General features: G+C 67.9%; 13 protein-coding genes and 1 other annotated feature. Of the genes, 4 read left to right on the top strand and 9 right to left on the bottom strand.

The features are described 5' to 3' along the window. Positions 1-133: 133 nt before the first annotated feature. Positions 134-913 (bottom strand): sulfite exporter TauE/SafE family protein, encoded by a 780-nt coding sequence (locus tag ASG17_RS02900; protein ID WP_056098765.1) that lies wholly within the window; start codon positions 911-913, stop codon positions 134-136. A gap of 207 nt (positions 914-1,120) precedes the next feature. Here ASG17_RS02900 and prfA point away from each other — a divergent pair, with 207 nt between their 5' ends. Then, entirely contained in the window at positions 1,121-2,188 is a 1,068-nt protein-coding gene (gene prfA / locus ASG17_RS02895) for a peptide chain release factor 1 (RefSeq protein ID WP_056098762.1), read from the top strand. Between the two features lie 144 nt (positions 2,189-2,332). On the opposite strand, the gene ASG17_RS02890 is transcribed toward prfA, so the two are convergent. Genes ASG17_RS02890 through ASG17_RS02880 form a run of 3 tightly spaced genes read right to left on the bottom strand, consistent with a single transcriptional unit; the run spans position 2,333 to position 3,917 of the window. Beyond that, the gene (locus tag ASG17_RS02890; RefSeq protein ID WP_056098760.1) at positions 2,333-2,767 is read right to left on the bottom strand and encodes a pyridoxamine 5'-phosphate oxidase family protein; all 435 of its coding nucleotides are present in this window, start codon (positions 2,765-2,767) and stop codon (positions 2,333-2,335) included. Between the two features lie 4 nt (positions 2,768-2,771). Further along, positions 2,772-3,152: a DUF3597 family protein gene (locus ASG17_RS02885; RefSeq protein ID WP_056098759.1), complete on the bottom strand. Its 381-nt coding sequence runs from the start codon at positions 3,150-3,152 to the stop codon at positions 2,772-2,774. 57 nt (positions 3,153-3,209) lie between these two features. Continuing rightward, complete coding sequence (locus tag ASG17_RS02880; protein WP_056098757.1) at positions 3,210-3,917, bottom strand: glutathione S-transferase N-terminal domain-containing protein; 708 nt, start codon at positions 3,915-3,917, stop codon at positions 3,210-3,212. Positions 3,918-4,095: 178 nt separating this feature from the next. Here ASG17_RS02880 and ASG17_RS15105 point away from each other — a divergent pair, with 178 nt between their 5' ends. Next, positions 4,096-4,269, top strand: coding sequence for a DUF1508 domain-containing protein (locus ASG17_RS15105; RefSeq protein ID WP_082496074.1), 174 nt, complete (start codon positions 4,096-4,098; stop codon positions 4,267-4,269). A gap of 4 nt (positions 4,270-4,273) precedes the next feature. Here ASG17_RS15105 and rimM read toward each other — a convergent pair whose 3' ends face one another. The 4 genes from rimM to ASG17_RS02860 all read right to left on the bottom strand — a co-directional run bounded on the left by rimM (position 4,274) and on the right by ASG17_RS02860 (position 8,764). Then, positions 4,274-4,798 (bottom strand): ribosome maturation factor RimM, encoded by a 525-nt coding sequence (gene rimM, locus ASG17_RS02875; protein WP_056098755.1) that lies wholly within the window; start codon positions 4,796-4,798, stop codon positions 4,274-4,276. Positions 4,799-4,962: 164 nt separating this feature from the next. Then, positions 4,963-5,532, bottom strand: a complete 570-nt coding sequence (gene rpsP / locus ASG17_RS02870; protein WP_056098753.1) for a 30S ribosomal protein S16 — start codon at positions 5,530-5,532, stop codon at positions 4,963-4,965. A gap of 25 nt (positions 5,533-5,557) precedes the next feature. After that, on the bottom strand, positions 5,558-7,096 hold the full coding sequence (ffh, locus tag ASG17_RS02865; RefSeq protein ID WP_056098751.1) for a signal recognition particle protein: 1,539 nt from the start codon (positions 7,094-7,096) through the stop codon (positions 5,558-5,560). 189 nt (positions 7,097-7,285) lie between these two features. Continuing rightward, positions 7,286-8,764, bottom strand: coding sequence for a SulP family inorganic anion transporter (locus tag ASG17_RS02860; protein WP_056098749.1), 1,479 nt, complete (start codon positions 8,762-8,764; stop codon positions 7,286-7,288). 51 nt (positions 8,765-8,815) lie between these two features. After that, positions 8,816-8,874 (bottom strand) — a sequence feature (sul1 is cis-regulatory element that is thought to sense ions involved in sulfur or methionine metabolism; They are found in Alphaproteobacteria). Between the two features lie 158 nt (positions 8,875-9,032). Between ASG17_RS02860 and ppc the strand changes: the two genes are divergently transcribed. Beyond that, positions 9,033-11,729 (top strand): phosphoenolpyruvate carboxylase, encoded by a 2,697-nt coding sequence (gene ppc, locus ASG17_RS02855; RefSeq protein WP_235560344.1) that lies wholly within the window; start codon positions 9,033-9,035, stop codon positions 11,727-11,729. A 184-nt stretch (positions 11,730-11,913) separates the two neighbouring features. Further along, on the top strand, positions 11,914-12,219 hold the full coding sequence (locus ASG17_RS02850) for a UrcA family protein (RefSeq protein WP_056098745.1): 306 nt from the start codon (positions 11,914-11,916) through the stop codon (positions 12,217-12,219). A gap of 83 nt (positions 12,220-12,302) precedes the next feature. Here the strand turns inward: ASG17_RS02850 and ASG17_RS02845 are convergent, their stop codons facing one another. Beyond that, positions 12,303-14,492 (bottom strand): M3 family metallopeptidase, encoded by a 2,190-nt coding sequence (locus ASG17_RS02845; protein ID WP_056098744.1) that lies wholly within the window; start codon positions 14,490-14,492, stop codon positions 12,303-12,305. Between the last annotated feature and the right edge of the window lie 116 nt (positions 14,493-14,608).

The following is a 14,608-nucleotide window of genomic DNA, read 5'->3' as shown; positions in this document are numbered from 1 at the left end:
GCCCCACGCCGGCACACATCCCGCCACGCCCAATCTCCCAACCACCGCCACGAATGGCCAGTCGATAGGGGCGCGTGCGCGCGGGCTATGCGTAACGGGCGCCCAGAGTAGTCGGTACCCAGGTCGGGTTCGGTCAGATCACCTTGGCCAGTTGCAGGCCCTGGAAGAGCGCCAGGATCAGCAGCAGGACGCCGACGGCGTAGGTCAGCACGCGGTGCGGCACGCGCTTGGTGATCAGGCCGGCGAACGGCGCCGCCATCAGGCCGCCGACGATCAGGCCGGCGACGGCGGTCAGGTGGTCCTGCAGACCCTCCGCCTCGCGCCAGTGGCCGGTCACAAGCGCCCAGACGAAGGTCGCGGAGATGGCGACGGTCAGGAAGAACTCGGCCGTGTTGACCGTGCCGATGACCTTGCGCGGCTCCTCGCCGGCGCCGACCATGGTGGAGGAGACCGTCGGCCCCCACCCCCCGCCGCCGATGGCGTCGAAGAAGCCGCCGACCAGTCCCAGGGGCGCCAGGATCCACGCCGGTCGGATCGCCTTGGGCTTCACGCCGCGCACGGCCCGGAACAGGATGTAGACCCCCATCAGCGCCAGATAGGCCACCACGAACGGCTTGATGACCGAGCCGGTGATCCCGCTGAGCAGATAGGCGCCCGCGACGCCCCCGATCACGCCCGCGATGGCCAGGGGCACGAACAGCTGCCAGTCGACGTTCTTGTGCCAGACATGGCTGCCGGCCGAGGCCGCCGTGGTGAAGACCTCGGCCCCGTGCACGCTGGCCGAGGCGACGGCCGGCGGCACGCCGAAGGCCATCAGCACCGACGAGGAGATCACGCCGTAGGCCATGCCCAGCGCCCCATCGACGGCCTGGGCCAGCAACCCGACCAGCAGGAAGAGGAAGAAGGTTTCCATGCGTATCCCCGTTCGCGCAAACGTCCTGCGCTAAATCCCACCGTCGCCATAGGAATAAAGCGACGCCCTTGGCAACGCAGAATGGCTCGCCGCACGAATAAGATGCGCTGCCAACCGCGACGGGTCGCGCCGAATCCGCCGCCCCGCATCGACACGCCGCGGGCGCACCGCTAATCCTCCGCCCCTTCCGACAAGAGGTTCCTTGCGTTGCGACTGCCCCAGGCCCGGCTCGATCAGGTGCTCGACCGCTTCCACCAGGTGGAGGCGCGGATGGGCGCGGCCACGGACGGGCAGGAGATCGTGCGCCTGTCCAAGGAGCACGCGGAAATGAAGCCGGTCGCCGACGCCGTGCTGGGTCTGGCGAAGGTGCGGGCCGAGATGGTCGATCTGGAGGCCATGGCCGCCGATCCCGAGATGGCCGAGATGGCCGCCGACGAGTTGCAGTCGCTGAAGGACGCCCTGCCCGACATGGAGCGCGATGTCGCCCTGCTGCTGGCGCCGCGCGATGCGGACGAGAACGCCAGCGCCGTGCTGGAAGTGCGCGCCGGCACGGGCGGCGACGAGGCGGCCCTGTTCGCCGGCGACCTGTTCCGCATGTATTCGCGCTACGCCTCCACGCGCGGCTGGCGGGTCGAGGTCGACAGCGCCACCGAGGGGGACGCCGGCGGCTACAAGGAAGTCATCGCCACCGTCACCGGCGACGGCGTCTTCGGCCGGCTGAAGTTCGAAAGCGGCGTCCACCGCGTCCAGCGCGTGCCGACCACCGAGGCGGGCGGGCGCATCCACACCTCGGCCGCCACCGTCGCGGTCCTCCCCGAGGTCGAGGACGTCGAGATCGACATCCAGGACAAGGACATCCGCATCGACACCTTCCGCGCGTCGGGCTCGGGCGGCCAGCACGTCAACAAGACCGACTCGGCCGTGCGCATCACCCACTTCCCGTCCGGCATCGTGGTGACGTCGTCGGAGAAGTCGCAGCACGTGAACCGCGACAAGGCGATGAAGAACCTGCGTGTTCGCCTCTACGACATGCAGCGCCAGGCCAAGGACAACGCACGGTCCGACGCGCGCAAGTCGCAGGTCGGCTCCGGCGATCGGTCGGAACGGATCCGCACCTACAACTTCCCGCAGGGCCGCGTGTCGGACCACCGCATCAACCTCACCCTGCACAGCCTGCCGCAGATCCTCGAGGGCGACATCGACCCCCTGCTGGACGCCCTGATCGCGGAAGACCAAGCGGCAAGGTTGGCGGACCTGGAAGCCGAGTTCTCGTGAGATCCTCCCCCATAGGGGGAGGGGGACCCCGAAGGGGTGGAGGGGGCTTGAAGCTGGGTTCGCGGATTCTGGATTGAGCGCGGCGCGTGCGGTTAGCCCCCTCCACCGCAAGCGGTCCCCCTCCCCCAAGGGGGAGGATCTCGATCAGACCGTCAGTTCGCCCTCATCCTTGCCATCCCAATAGTGGATGCGGCTGGCGTGGCATTTGATCAGGACGATGCCGGGCGTATCGACGCCCTGCTCGAACCAGATCTCCAGGTCCTTGTTCCAGTGCTTCTCGAACTCGGCCTTGTCGCGGATCAGCTCCGCCCGGGCCTCGATCGAGATGAAAATGCCAGGCGCGCCCAGCAGGCTCTTGTTGCCTTGCAGGCTGAGCCCGACGTTCGCATCGCGCTGGATGTCGCGCACCGTGTTGGTGTCTTCATACGAGAAGAAGAAGCTGTCTCCGTCGTATTCGACATCGCCGTTATTGCTCATCGGCCGGGCGGCGATCTGGCCGCCCTCGGCGCGGGTGGACAACATCGTGAAGTCGATGTCGGCCATCGTCTTGGCGATGTCCTTCAGGGTCAGGTCGGCCATGCGATCAGTCTCGCAGCGACGCCGGCACCTGGCCGCCGTTCTGGGCCAGTTTCTGCCAGACGGCCTTCGACAGGGCGATGTTCTGCTCGGCCGAGCCATGTTCGCCGGCGTGGACGTTCAGCTCCTCGGCCAGCTCCTTGCGGGCCGCGAGGCTGGAATCCAGGTCGAGCAGCTTCAGCAGGTCGACGATCGAGGTGCGCCAGTTGCCGCCGCCGCCCTTGCTGTCCGCCAGATTGCTCAGGATGGCCTCGACATCGACAGGCGCGGCGGGCGTGGCCTGCGGGGCCGGAGCCGGGGCGGGTGCGGCGGTGGTCGGGGACGGCTGGGGCGCGGGCTTCGGCTTGTGGCCGGTGATCTTGTCCCAGATCTTGCTGAAGATGCTCATGGTGGGTTCCTTCCAGTGAGCATCGGTAACGCCGGCCCCGCGAGCGGGTTCAGCGCATCATGCGGGCCGCGCCGGAATGCCCGAACCCTTCAGCACCGCCGGGCGCGCGAAGCCGCGCCCCAGCCAGGCGGGCACGGCCTTCAGGTCGTCCCAGCCGACCAGATCAGCGGCGCCGTAGAAATCGCGCAAGGTCTTCACCCAGCCCAGCATGGAGACGTCGGCGATGCTGAAGTCGTCGCCCATGATCCAGGTGCGTTCCGCCAGTCGGGTCTCCAGTACGCCCAGCAGCCGCTTGCTCTCCGCCGCATAGCGGTCGCGCGGTCGCTTGTCCTCGAAGGCGGCGCCGGCGAACTTGTGGAAGAAGCCCAGCTGGCCGAACATCGGGCCCACGCCGCCCATCTGGAACATCAGCCACTGGATGGTCTGGTAGCGCGTGGCCGGATCGGCCGAGAGCAGCTTGCCGGTCTTTTCGGCCAGATAGATCAGGATGGCGCCGGATTCGAACAGGGCCAGCGGCTGTCCGCCCGGACCGTTCGGGTCGATGATCGCGGGGATTTTGCCGTTGGGGTTCAGCGACAGAAACTCGGGCGTCCAGCTTTCGTTCTTGGTGATGTCGACCAGATGCGGCTCGTAGGGCAGGCCGATCTCCTCCAGCATGATGGAGACCTTCATCCCGTTCGGCGTCGGCAGCGAATAGAGCTGAAGCCGCTCGGGATGCAGGGCCGGCCAGCGCTGGGCAATCGGGAAGGCGGACAGGTCGGTCATCGGCGGCGCTCCAGCGGCGGTTGAGCGCTCTATGTCGGAAGAAGGGGTAAGGTTCGCAACCGGGTTGGGTGCTGATACGGTGTGTCACCCAGCGGACATTGCGGTTGACGGTCGCGGTGATCCCGATGAACCCTTCGAACCGGCTCGACGACGAGTCGCAACCTCGAAGGACGCGGTCATGGCGCACAAGTTCGAAGTCTATAAGGACAAGGCGGGCGAGTACCGCGTCCGCTTCAAGTTCAACTCGGAAGTCATCTTCTCGACCGAAGGGTATTCCGACAAGTCGGGCGCCAAGCGCGCGATCGACTCGATCAAGAAGCACGTGCCCGACGCGCCGGTCGAAGACGCGTAGAGCCCTACTCCGGCTCGCGCTCGCCGATCTCGGTGGGACGCACGGCCAGCACCCAGCCGTCGGCCAGGTGCAGTTCCGGCACGGCGTCCTTGGTGAACGGCAGGTACCAGGTCGGGCCGCCCTCGCTCGGCGCGATTTCGAGCATGTCGTCGGCGCCGAAGTTCTGGACCGATTTCACCCGCCCGATCACGGCGCCCGATGGATCGCGCGCCTCCACGCCGATCAGGTCGGACAGATAGACCTCGTCCTCGTCCGGTTCGGGCAGGCGGCTGCGGGGAATGTGCAGCTTCAGCCCGCGCAGGGCGTCGGCCTCTTCCTTAGTGGCGATCTCCTTCGCCCGGCCGACGACGCCGTTCTTGTCAGGTCGCGCGCTGTTCAGGGTCAGGCCCACCGACCCGTCCGCACGCAGCAGGGGGCCGTAGCCCATCAGGGCCATCGGGTCGGCCGTATAGGCGGTGACCCGCACCTCGCCCTTGACGCCGAAACCGCCGGCGACCTGGGCGACGAGGATCAGTTTGTCGGAGGTCATCTATCCTTCTCCCCTCGGGGGAGAAGGTGGCTCGCGAAGCGAGACGGATGAGGGGAACGGCAGCTGCCGCTCGACGTCACCCGCATCACTCCGCGTCCAACCAACCCCTCATCCGAGCGCCTGCGGCGCCCACCTTTTCCCCCAGGGGGAGAAGGATGTCAGGCTTACGCTTCGGTCTTTTCTTCGGCGGCGCCTTCGGCCGGGGCGTCTTCGACGGCCACTTCGGCCGAGCCGTCAGCGTCAGCGGCCGGAGCCTCTTCAGCGGGGGCTTCCTCAGCGGCCGGAGCCGGAGCGGCGGCCGCGGCGGCGGCTTCTTCCTTGGCGCGGGCGGCGGCTTCAGCGGCCTCGACCTTGGCGGCCGCTTCGGCTTCCAGACGGTCGGCTTCGCGTTGCGCACGCTCGGCGGCGCGTTCCTGGGCCTTCTTGCCCGGCTCGCCCTTCTTCAGGTTCTGACCGGCGGCCCACTTGACCTTGCCGACCAGGGCTTCGTCCGTGCTCTGGCTGATGAAGCGCGCGACGCGGTCGGTCGGTTGGGCGCCCTTGCCCAGCCATTCCGAGACGCGGTCGGCCTTCAGGGTCACGCGGGGCTTTTCGCCGTCCTTGGGTAGCATCGGGTTGTAAGTGCCGACGCGTTCCAGGAACTTGCCGTCCCGGGGCGCGTGCGAGTCGGCGACGACGATGTAGTAGTACGGGCGCTTCTTGGAGCCACCGCGGGCCAGACGAATCTTCAGCATTTTCAGTCTCTTTCGTTAGGTCGTATTATTTCTTGGGAGGGAAACCGGGCAGGCCCGGAAGGCCCCCCGGAAGTTGTCCGCCGCCCAGGGCCGCCATGCGGTCCTGAAGGGCTTTCAATTCGTCGGCCGAGGGCTCGGCCATCTTGCCGCCGCCCATCGCCTTCAACCGGTTCAGGTCGGGACCGCCCATGCCGGGCAGCCCGCCGCCGCCGCCGCCGAGACCGCCCAGCATGGCGGCCATCTGCTGCATCTTCTTGGGACCGCCGCGCGACATCGCCTTGACCATGTCGGCCATCTGACGGTGCTGTTTCAGCAGGCGGTTGATGTCCTGGACATCGACGCCGGCGCCGGCGGCCACGCGCTTCTTGCGGCTGGCGTTCAGCAGGTCCGGCTTCTTGCGCTCCAGCTTGGTCATGGAGGAGATGATGGCTTCCTGGCGGGCGATCATCCGATCGTCGACGCCGCTTTCGGCCATCTGGTTCTTCATCTTGGCCACGCCGGGCAGCAGGCCCATGATCCCCTGCAGGCCGCCCATCCGCTTCATCTGCTGAAGCTGGCCCATCAGGTCGTTCAGGTCGAACTGGCCCTTGGCCAGCTTGCGCGCCATCGCCTCGGCCTTGGAGGCGTCCAGTTCCTGGCTGGCCTTCTCGACCAGGGCGACGATGTCCCCCTGACCCAGGATGCGGCCGGCGACGCGGCGGGCGTCGAACACGTCCAGCGCATCGACCTTCTCGCCGGCGCCCAGATATTTGATCGGCAGGCCGGTGACGGCGCGCATCGACAGCATGGCCCCGCCGCGCCCGTCGCCGTCGGCGCGGGTCAGAACCAGACCGGTCAGCGGCAGGCGTTCATGGAAGGCCTTGGCGGTGCGCACCGCGTCCTGACCGGTCAGGCTGTCGGCGACCAGCAGGGTCTCGACCGGCTTGGCGACCTGAGCGACCTCAGCCACCTCGTTCATCAGCCCTTCGTCGAGCGTGATGCGGCCGGCGGTGTCGAGGATCAGGACGTCGAAGCCCTGCAGTTTTGCGGATTGCAGCGCGCGCCTGGCGATCTGAACCGCGCTCTCGCCGGCCACGATCGGTAGAGTGGCGACCTCGATCTGGCGACCCAGGGTCTCCAGCTGCTCCATCGCCGCCGGACGACGCGTGTCCAGCGAGGCCATCATGACCTTCTTGCGATCGAATTTGGTCAGGCGCAGCGCCAGCTTGGCGGACGTCGTCGTCTTGCCCGAGCCCTGCAGGCCGGCCATCAGGATCACAGCCGGCGGCGTGGCGTTCAGATTGATGCCGACCGGCTCCTCGCCGCCCAGCATCTCGATCAGGCCGTCATAGACGATCTTGACCACCTGATCGGCCGGCTTGACCGAGCGGATTACCTCTTCGCCCGTGGCGCGCTCGGTGGCGAAGGCGATGAAGTCCTTGACGACCGGCAGGGCGACGTCGGCCTCCAGCAGGGCCACGCGCACTTCGCGCATCGCCTCCGCCACGTCCTTTTCGGACAGGGCGCCGCGACCGGTGATCCGGTCGAAAACGCCTGTCAGCCGCTCGTTCAGAGCCTCGAACATCAACACCTCATATGGCGAGCGGTTCGATCTCCATACGAAAGCGGCCTCTGGCGACGCTCACGTCGGCAGAGGGTTCTCGCCATCCTCGTCCCAAGCTGTTGGGGGTCGTGATGGTGGAGACGCGAGGTTCACTTGCGCCGGAAGCGGCGGCTTATGCTCGAAAAGCGCGGCGAAGACAAGGCGGGCGCCCTAGTGCGCGGGCGCAGGCGCGTCCGGCTTGTCGTGGCGGCCGACGCGATCGACCAGGGCGCGGCCGGTTTCGTTGACGCCGATCACCTCGACCTCGGCGCCCTGGCGGCGGTAGCGGAAGACGACCTTGTCCAGGGCGGCGACGCCGGTGCGGTCCCACAGATGCGCCTGCGTCATGTCGATGCGGACCCGGCGCGGATGACCATGATGCTCGAAGCTGGCGGCGAAGACGTCGGCCGAGGCGAAGAACAATTGGCCGGTCACGCGATAGCGCAGCTCGTCCGGGGCGGTCGCGTCGTCGGCCTCGACCACGATGGTCTTGGCGACTTTCCGCATGAAGAAGATGGCCGACAGGATCACGCCCAGCACCACCCCTTTCGACAGGTCATGGGTCACGACCACCGTGCCGGTGGTGGCCAGCATGACGACCGACGACTGGAACGGGATCGACCGGATCCTGGTCAGCGAGCTCCAGTCGAAGGTGCCGACCGAAACCATGATCATGACCGCCACCAGCGCCGCCATCGGGATTCGCGCCACCCAGTCCTGAAGCACCAGGATCAGGAACAGCAGAAACAGCCCCGCCCACAGGGTCGACAAGCGGCCCCGAGCCCCGGAGGTCACGTTGATGATCGACTGGCCGATCATGGCGCAGCCCGCCATGCCGCCGAACAGGGGCGACAGGATGTTGGCGACGCCCTGGCCGCGGGTTTCGCGGTCCTTGTCCGAGGGCGTGTCGGTAATGTCGTCGATCAGATTGGCGGTCAGCAGGCTTTCCAGCAGGCCGACGAAGGCCAGGGTGGCCGAGATCGGTGCGATGATGATCAGCGTCTCCCACGTCAGCGGCACGGCCGGCAGGTGGAACAGCGGCAGACTGGTCGGCATCTGGCCCATGTCGCCGACGGTGCGGACCGGCGTCCCGGTGATCATGACGAAGGCGCTGACGACCACGATGGCGACCAGGGCCGAGGGCACGACCTTGGTGATGCGGGGCAGGCCGTAGATGATGACCAGCGACGCCGCGACAAGGGCGTAGGTCTGCCAGTTGGCGCCGATCAGCTCGGGCATCTGGGCCAGGAAGATCAGGATGGCCAGGGCGTTGACGAAGCCGGTCATGACGCTGCGTGACACGAAGCGGATGTAGCGCCCCAACTTCAGCAGCCCGATGCCGATCTGGAACACGCCGCACAGGATCGAAGCGGCGAACAGATATTCCAGGCCGTGGTCGCGGACCAGGGTGACCATCAGCAGCGCCATGGCCCCGGTCGCGGCCGAGATCATGGCCGGGCGGCCGCCGACGATGGCGATCGTCACGGCGATGACGAAGGAGGCGTAGAGGCCCACCGCGGGATCGACGCCGGCGATCAGGGAGAAGGCGATGGCCTCGGGGATCAGGGCCAGGGCCACAACCGTGCCGGCCAGCAGGTCGCGACGCGGATTGGCCAGCCACTGCTGGCGTTCGGAAGGATAGAGGGACATGGGATCGTCTTGTCGTCTGCCGCCGACCCCGCCTGGGGGTCCGGTCGCGGCGATTTCCCGACGGATGGGCGGACGGGATAGCCACCGGGCGGCGATGGCCCGGATCCTGGTCGGCCGTCCCTGCCCGGCCCTGGCGGTCAAGGCAAGCGCCGCGCGCCGGAAAACGATGCGCCGCACACATCGCGTTTCGGCGTTCACTCCAGCGTAGCCATCCGCCGCGCGCCTGTTACGGTAACATTCCCAGCCTCCCCGCTGAGAGATGACGCCCATGAGCCCTGCCGCCGACGACCGCCTGCGCGACGAAGTGCGCCAACTGGGCGCCCTTCTGGGCGAGGTGATCCGCGACGAGGGGGGCCAGGAGCTCTACGACCGGATCGAGGCGGTGCGGCAGGCGTCGGTGGCCTATCACCGCGATCCGGCGTCGCGGGACGCCTCGCGGCTAGAGGCCCTGCTGGCCGATCTGCCGCTGGATCAGGCGGTCGGGCTGGCGCACGGTTTCGCCTGCTTCTCGCTGCTGGCCAATGTCGCCGAGGACCGCGCCGGCAAGCGCCGGGCCCAGATCCAGACCGCCGAGGGGGCCCGGCCCGATACGCTGGAAGGCGCCCTGGCCCGGCTGGCCGACGCCGGCAAGACCGAAGCCGACGCGCGAGACCTGCTGAACGACGCGCTGATCTCGCCGGTCCTGACCGCCCACCCGTCCGAGGTGCGGCGCAAGAGCGTGATCGACCGCATCGCCTCGGTGTCGGCCCTGCTGGACGCCTGCGACCGCGACGACCTGTCGTGCACGCCCGACATCCTGACCAAGGGCCTGCGCCGCCAGATCATCATCCTGTGGGCCACGCGCCTGGTGCGGACCACCGGCCTGGTGGTGCAGGACGAGATCGAGACGGTCGTCTCCTTCCTGGACCGCATCTTCCTTCGCGTCGCACCGCAGCAGCTGGACGCCTGGCGTCGTCGGCTGGAGGCGCCGGACCTGAAGCCCTTCATCCGCATCGGCGCCTGGGTCGGCGGCGACCGCGACGGCAATCCCAACGTCAACGGAGAGACCCTGACCTCGGCCATGGCGACGGCGGCGCGGGCGGTGCTGCGCTTCTATCTGGACGAGGTGCACGCCCTGGGCGCCGAGCTCAGCCTGTCCGGCTCGCTGGCCCATGTGTCGCCGGAGCTGGCGGCCCTGTCCAAGGCGTCGGACGACGAAAGCCCGCACCGCACCGACGAGCCCTATCGCCGCGCCCTGACCGAGATCTACGCCCGCCTGTCCGCCACCCATCAGGCCCTGACCGGCATGACGGCGCCCCGCCCGGCCCGCTTCGCGGCGCCCGCCTATGACGGCCCCGAAGAATTCCGGGGCGAGCTGGCGGTGCTGCGCGACAGCCTGGTGGCCAACCACGGTCAGGCCTTCGCCGACGACAGCCTGTCGGGCCTGATCACGGCGCTGGACATCTTCGGCTTCCACATGGCGACGCTGGACCTGCGCCAGAACTCGGACGTGCACGAACGCGTCGTGGCCGACCTGTTCAAGGTCGCCGGGGTCGAGGCCGACTATGCGTCGCTGGACGAGGAGGCGCGCATCGCCCGCCTGTCGGCCGAACTGACCTCGGGCCGCCCGCTGTTCAATCCGTACGGGACCTACACCGAGGAGACGTTGAAGGAGCGGTCGATCCTGGAGGCCGCCGCCCGCGCCCTGAAGACCTTCGGCCCACAGGCCATCCGCACCCACATCGTGTCCAAGACCGACGCCGCCTCGGACATGCTGGAGGTCTATCTGCTGCTGAAGGAGGCGGGTCTCTACCGCCCCGAGGCGCCCGGCGAATGCCCGATCCAGGCGGCGCCCCTGTTCGAGACCATCGACGACCTGCGCGCCGCCAAGCCGACCCTGGAACGCCTGTTCCGCGAACCCGCCGCCCTGGCCGTGGCCCGTGCGCGTGGCGTCCAGGAAGTGATGATCGGCTATTCGGACTCGAACAAGGACGGCTCCTACTTCACCTCCAGCTGGGAGCTGCATCAGGCGTCGCGCGCCATCCTGTCAGTGACCGAGGCGGCCGGCGTGCGACTGCAACTGTTCCACGGCCGGGGCGGCGCCGTCGGGCGCGGGGGCGGTTCGTCCTTCGCGGGCGTGCTCTCGCAGCCGAAGGGCACGGTGGCCGGCCGCATCCGCATCACCGAACAGGGCGAGGTCATCGCCAACAAGTACGGCGAGCCAGACGTCGCGCGGCGCAACCTCGACGCCCTGACCGCCGGGACCCTGATCGCCTCGCTGGCCCCGCCGCCGGACGACGAGCTGACCCGTCTGCACGGCCAGACGGCCTCCACCCTGTCGCAGGCCTCGATGAACGCCTACCGGGCGCTGGTCTATGAGACGCCCGGCTTCGTCGACTATTTCCGCGCCGCCACACCGATCGCCGAACTGTCGGAGCTGAAGATCGGCTCGCGCCCGGCCTCGCGCACCACCTCCACCGCCATCGAGGACCTGCGCGCCATTCCCTGGGTATTCAGCTGGTCGCAGAGCCGGGTGATGCTGCCGGGCTGGTTCGGCTTCGGCTCGGCCGTTCAGGGCGCGGACGCCGGCGAACTGGCCGAGATGGCCAAGTCCTGGCCCTTCTTCCGCACCGCCATCCAGAACCTGGAGATGATCATGTCCAAGTCGGACATGACCATCGCCCGCCGCTACGCCTCGCTGGTGCCCGACGCCGGTCTGGCCGAGCGCATCTATGGGGCGATCAAGGCGGAGTGGGAGCGCACGCGCGACGCCGTCCTGACCATCACGGGCCAGACGGCGCTGCTGGACGGCCAGCCCGAGCTGGACCGGCTGATCCGCTTGCGCATGCCCTATGTCGAGCCGCTGAACCACGTCCAGGTCGAGCTGATCCGCCGCCGCCGCGCCGGAGACGACGACCCGCTGGTCCGCGAGGGCATCCTGCTGGCCGTCAACGGCATCGCGGCGGGATTGCGCAACAGCGGGTGACAACCCGCAATAAATCCGTCATCATGAACTTTAGATCATGACTTTCATTTCATGACGCGAAAGTCATGACTTCGATTTATACTTTGGCCTAACTTTAGCCGGCGAAAGCGCATCTTGCGGCGCCATGCGACGGCCATCGTTCCCTCGCCGCCGATCAGAGCGGCTGCCCCAAGGGACGAAGCCAATGTTCAGGATCACCGCCGCTCTCGCCGCCACCGCCATGCTGGCCGTCGCCTCCGCCGCCTCGGCGCAGGACGCCCGTGTCGCCTATGGCGATCTCGACCTTTCCACCGCCGCCGGCGCCCAGACGCTGGACCAGCGCATCAACACCGTCGCGGCCGACCTGTGCCGCAACAGCCGCGCGTCCGACACCCGCCTGAACCGCCGCGCCAACCGCTGCCAGGCCGACACGCGCGCCCAGATCCGCAGCCAGCTGCCCCGCGAAGCCCGCGCCGCCCTCAGCGCCCAGGTCCGCACCGCCGCGCTGTAAGAAGACCCGCTCTCCCGCGGCAAAAAGGAAGCCCCGGCGGATCGCTCCGCCGGGGCTTCTGTCGTTTCAAACCGTGGCTCGCCTTACGAGACCGGGAAGCCCCGGACCCGCAGCAGGGCCGCCACGTCCGGGTCGCGACCGCGGAAGGCGCGGTACGCCTCGGCCCGGTCGGTCGTGTTGCCGGGGGCCAGCATGATGGTCTTGAAGCGGTTGGCGATGTCCGGATTGAACACGTCGCCCGACTCCTCGAAGTAGGCCCAGGTGTCGGCGTCCATCGTTTCCGACCACAGGTAGCTGTAGTAGCCGGCCGAATAGGCGTCCGAGGTGAACAGGTGATTGAACTGCGGCAGGCGGTGCCGCATCACGATCTCCCTGGGCATGCCGATGCGCGCCAGCGACGCCTTCTCGAAGGCGTCGATGTCGGTCGGCGGCACAGCCTGCGTATGCAGGTCCATGTCGACGATGGCCGACGACAAATAGCTGACCGTCGCATAGCCCTGGTTGAAAGTGGACGAGGCCTGGATCTTGTCGACCAGCGCCTGCGGCATCGGCTCGCCGGTCTGATAGTGCTTCAGATAGCCGTCCAGGATCGGCCGGCTCAGCACCCAGTGCTCATGCACCTGCGAGGGATATTCCACGAAGTCGCGCGGCGTGTTGCCGAACGACGGATAGGTCACGTCGGCCGAGAAGTAGTGCAGGGCGTGGCCGAACTCGTGGAACAGCGTTTCGGCGTCGTCCAGCGAGATCAGCACGGGCTCGCCCGGCTCCGGCTTGGTGAAGTTGTTGTTGTTCGACCCCAGGATGATCTTGGAGCCGTCCAGCTTGGAGAACGACCGGTAGGTGGTCATCCAGGCGCCCGAGCGCTTGCCCGGACGGGCGTAATCGTCGGTGTAGTACAGGCCGACCTGACGGTTGCCCTTGGTCTTGTCGTAGACCTCGTAGACCTCGACGTCCGGTTCGAAGACCGGAACCGTCCCCTTCGGCAGCTTCTTGAAGGTGAAGCCGTAGAGGCGCTCGGCCATGGCGAAGGAGCCGGCGCGCACGGCGTTCAGCTCGAAGTACGGCTTCAGCTGGTTCTGATCCAGGTCGTACTTGGCCTTGCGGACCTTCTCGGCGAAGTAGAGGTAGTCCCACGGCTCGATGTCGTAGCCGGCGATCGCCTTCATGTCGGCGACCTCTTCGGCCACCCGCGCCTTGGCCGGGGCCCAGACGCGATCCATCAGCGACTTCGCATTGGCCGGCGTCTTGGCCATGGTGTCCTGCATGCGCAGTTCGGCATGGTTGGCGTAGCCCAGCAGCTTGGCGCGCTGGTCCCGCAGCTTCACGATCTCGGCGATGGTGGCGTTGGTGTCGTTGGCGTCGCCGTTGTCGCCACGGTTCACGAACTTGGTCCAGACCTGCTGACGCAGGGCGCGATCGTCGGCGAAGGTCAGGAACGGATCGACCGCCGAACGGGTGTTCAGGATCGCCCAGCCCTGGACGTTGCGGGTCCGCGCGGCTGCGGCGGCGGCGGCCTTGTTCGAGTCCGGCAGACCGGCCAGGCCGGCTTCGTTCGGGATCACCGTCCAGGCGTTTTCGTCCGCGACCACCTTCTGGCCGAAGCGGGTGAAGGCGTTCGACAGGGCGGTGTTGATCCGGCCCAGCTCGGCCTTGCCGGCCGCGTCCAGATTGGCGCCCGAGCGCACGAAGCTGTCGCGGGCGCGCTCGGCCAGACGCTTCTGCTGGGCGTTCAGGCCCATGGCGTCGGCGTTGTCGGCCACCGTCTTCACGCGCTGGAACAGGGCGTCGTTGAAGCTGATTTCGTCGAAGAAGCCCGACAGGATGGGCGACAGCTCCGTGTCGACGGCGTCGTATTCATCGCCGCCGATGTTGCCGGTCATCACGCTGTAGATGTTGACGATGCGGTCCAGCGGCTGGCCCCACAGCTCCTGCGCCGCCATGGTGTTGGCGAAGGTCGGCGGCGCGGGGTTATTGGCCACGGCGGCGACGTCCTGACGGGCCAGCTCGATGGCCTCCATCATGGCTTCGCGCAGCTTGGCCGGCGTCACCTTGTCCCACGGCGGCGTGCCGTCGTACGGCCCGGTCCAGGGCTGCAGCAGTTCGGCGCGCGGGGTCTGCATCGGCAGGACGGCGCGGGCCTCGGCCGCCTCGGCCGCCAGGGCTTCGGGCGACAGGTCGCCGCTCATGGCGCCGCCGCTCATCGCACCCGCACTGGCACAGCCGGCGAGCACGAACAGGCCCGCGCCGCCGAGAAGAAGCTGGCGTCTTTGCATGGAGGAATATCCTTGTTCATCACTGATCGACGACCCTAGTCCTATCGCCAGGCTGCGTCACTTGACACGGGCGTAATCTTGTAACGCCCCAAGGTCGAGTCCGGCGCGGCCGATTA

The organism is Brevundimonas sp. Leaf363 (genome assembly GCF_001424025.1).
Lineage (GTDB): Bacteria > Pseudomonadota > Alphaproteobacteria > Caulobacterales > Caulobacteraceae > Brevundimonas.
Note: the sequence above shows the minus strand (reverse complement) of the source record. Positions and strands in the feature narration are given on the sequence as shown.